Raw genomic sequence first — 2994 nt, 5'->3', positions numbered from 1 at the left:
CAGTGCGGCGACTCCGCGGCCCACGCGCACCCGACTCATCCACCTCGCGGGCCGTGCGGCACACGTCGCCCGAGGGCGGGTCAGCTCGACGGCGCCTCGCCCGACCGGCCGGAGGACGTGCCGTACCGGCTCTCCCCCGACGACTCGTCCGGCGTCGTGTCCTCCTCCGTGGTGGACGTCGACGGCGTCGGCTCGGTCGAGGGGGACGGCTCGGTGGACGGGATCGAGGACGTCTCGTCCAGCTCCGGCGGCAGCTCGTCGTCGCTCGACGACGGCGGGGGCTCGGTCGAGGTCGTCGTGTCCTGTTCCTCGGTGGTGCTGGTGCCCTCCGGGCTGCTGGTGACCGGGGGAACCGGCGTTTCGGCGGAGGGCTCGCTCAGCCGCGCCGTCAGCTCCTCGTGCCGGGCACGCAGCCGGGCCAGCTCGTCCTCGGCCGCCACGTCGTTCAGGGCCACCTCGGCCTCGCCGAGTGCCGTGCGGGCGTCGTCGTAGCGCTGCTGCGCGATCGCCAGGTGGGCTTCCTCCAGATCGGTGCGCACCGACGCCGCTGCCTGCACCGACCGCGCGTGGTCGGCGTAGAGCACCGTGCTCAGGCCCCACAGCGTGTCGCCGGGCTGTGCGTCGCGAGCGGCCAGCGCGGTACCGGTGAAACCGATCGCGAGCACGGCCGCCGCCGCGGCCACGGGCACGAGCATCCGCCTGCGTCCCCGGCCGCCGTGCCGTCGGGCGCGGGCCGCCGTCGCCACCGTGGTCACCGCCTCCGGGGTGTCCACGAGTTCGGGAACGGCCTCGCTGTCCACATCCCGCCGCCAGGCCAGCAGCAACGCGTTGAGCTCCGCATCGCCGAGGTCGTCGCCGACGCGGGGGTCGGCGCCGCCGAGCGCGTCGAGCAGCGCGTCGTCGGCCTGCACCGCCGACAGGTCCCACTCCGACGCCGCGGCTCCCTCGTCCGGTCCGACCGCGTCCGGATCGGTCTCGGCTCTCCGCGCGTCCTGGTCGTCGCCGTGCCCGCGGTCGCCGCTGCCGTGTTCCGTCACTCAGACCACCTCCTCAGCGGCCAGTGCCTTGCGTAGCCGCGCGAGGGCGCGGTGCTGGGCGACCCGGACCGCCCCGGGCGTCGAACCGACGGCCTCGGCCGTCTCCTCCGCGGACAAGCCGACAACCACCCGCAACACCACGATCTCGCGTTGTTTCTCCGGCAGGACTCGCAACAACTGCGTCATCCGCTCGTTCAGCTCCCCTTGCAGGGCACGCTGTTCGGGCCCGATGCCGCGCTCGACCTCGTCCGGAACCTCGGCGACGGGTTCGGCACGGTTACGGGAGGCCGCGCGGTGTGCGTCGGCCACCTTGTGCTGGGCGATGCCGTACACGAAGGCCAGGAAGGGCCGTCCCTGATCACGGTACGAGGGCAATGCCGTGAGCACCGCGAGACACACCTCCTGGGCCACGTCGTCTGCCGAAGCGAACGAACGCTCCTGCCTGCCAACTCTGGCGCGGCAGTACCGCACCACAAGGGGACGAATCGTGGCCAGAAGCCGCTCCACCGCCTGAGGGTCTCCCTCGACAGCTGCGACGACTGACTCGTCCAGTCCATCCCCCACAGTGGCCATCGCAGACAACAGTCCCGGTGTTACGTGTAGGCGTACAAAGACAACGGCGTGCGACTCACGCGTATCGCGCCGCCACGCCGATGACCCCTACCGTACCTGCCGACACCCTCCGATCTCGCCGACGGTCGCCACGGCGCGCCTTGCACCCCGCAACCTGCACGGACGCACTCTATCGCCCTGGTCAAGGATTCAACGACCCCGACCCGGCCGGAGAAGCGGCGTCCGCGGCGCCACCGGCCGCGGCGTCCGGCGACCGGCGGGCACGATCCGTGTGCGGGCCGCGCCGGATGAGCCGATGCGGACACAGCCGCAGAGGCACGCCCCCGGACGCGGAGCGGGCCGGCTGACCAGCTTTCGCCGATCGGCGAGCCGGCGGAACGCCGCCGCGACGCGAAATCCGACGGCCCCGCGGGAGAGGGCCCTTCAGGAGACCTCCCCTTCAGGAGACGAGGCCGCGCCGGAAGCCGTGCGCGACCGCCTGGGCGCGGTCCCGCACGCCGAGTTTGCGGAACAGGCGCCTGGCGTGGGTCTTCACCGTGTCTTCCGAAAGGTAGAGCTCACGCCCGATCTGGCCGTTGCTCTTGCCCTGGCTCATACCGCGCAGCACCTGCAGCTCCCGCTCGGTGAGCTGCACACCGGGGTCGGAGGGCTGACGCGGGGCGGGGACGGACGTGCTGGCGAGGGTGTGGGCGAGCGCGGCGACGAGTTCGGGCCGGGAAGCGTCCCACCGCAGGTATCCGCGCGCGCCACCGGCGATGGCGGCGGCGATACTGCCCGCGTCGTCCGGCGCGCCGAAGACGATGACGTTCGCCTGCGGGTTCGCCGAGACCAGGCGCCGGGTGGCCTCCACACCGGTCGGCACGGCACGCTGGGTACCCACCAGCACGACATCGACCGGCTGCCGGGAGTACCGGGCGAGCAGCTCGTCACCGTGCGCTACACAGTCGATGCGACTGACGCCGGGAACGGCGGACATCACGCGGGTGAGCCCTTCGCGGACACTGCGTCGGTCGTCGCAGATCAAGACCGTCGTCACAGGGGTTCCTTCCTGCAGCCGGGTGACATTCCTTCTCCCCTATCGGACGCTTTAGGTGTCACCTTGACACGATCTGGTGGCTTTTTTCGGGGAAATCTTCGCCCAGATGTCGGCATCCCTGATATCGCACAGCAAACGGGCTAGATCGGAACCCAGGGCGAACGACGTGCACAGCGGCGTCCCACCGGATCGGTGGACAGTAACACTCCGTACAACTCGTCGGTAACTCTTGAACGGTTCCAGTCAGCCTCGTCCGGGTGGAGATCGGCGGCCAGCAGGGCCGCGGGCCAGGACAGCGACCGCAGGCCCCGCGCCCGGCTCTCGTGCGCCGCCGCGCGGACCAGCGCG

The 2994-nt window shown here is 71.6% G+C and carries 3 protein-coding genes and 1 pseudogene; all 4 read right to left on the bottom strand.

The genetic code is table 11. The features are described 5' to 3' along the window. Positions 1 to 80: 80 nt before the first annotated feature. Entirely contained in the window at positions 81 to 1037 is a 957-nt protein-coding gene (locus SACSA_RS0113470) for an anti-sigma-D factor RsdA (RefSeq protein ID WP_019816440.1), read from the bottom strand. Further along, complete coding sequence (locus SACSA_RS0113465; protein WP_028661848.1) at positions 1038 to 1610, bottom strand: sigma-70 family RNA polymerase sigma factor; 573 nt, start codon at positions 1608 to 1610, stop codon at positions 1038 to 1040. A 439-nt stretch (positions 1611 to 2049) separates the two neighbouring features. Then, positions 2050 to 2646, bottom strand: coding sequence for a response regulator transcription factor (locus SACSA_RS0113460; RefSeq protein WP_003073605.1), 597 nt, complete (start codon positions 2644 to 2646; stop codon positions 2050 to 2052). Between the two features lie 140 nt (positions 2647 to 2786). Further along, positions 2787 to 2994, bottom strand: a pseudogene (locus SACSA_RS26850) (hypothetical protein); the annotation flags it as partial.

The sequence above is a fragment of the Saccharomonospora saliphila YIM 90502 genome (genome assembly GCF_000383795.1).
In the GTDB taxonomy this organism is placed as follows: domain Bacteria; phylum Actinomycetota; class Actinomycetes; order Mycobacteriales; family Pseudonocardiaceae; genus Saccharomonospora; species Saccharomonospora saliphila.
Note: the sequence above shows the minus strand (reverse complement) of the source record. Positions and strands in the feature narration are given on the sequence as shown.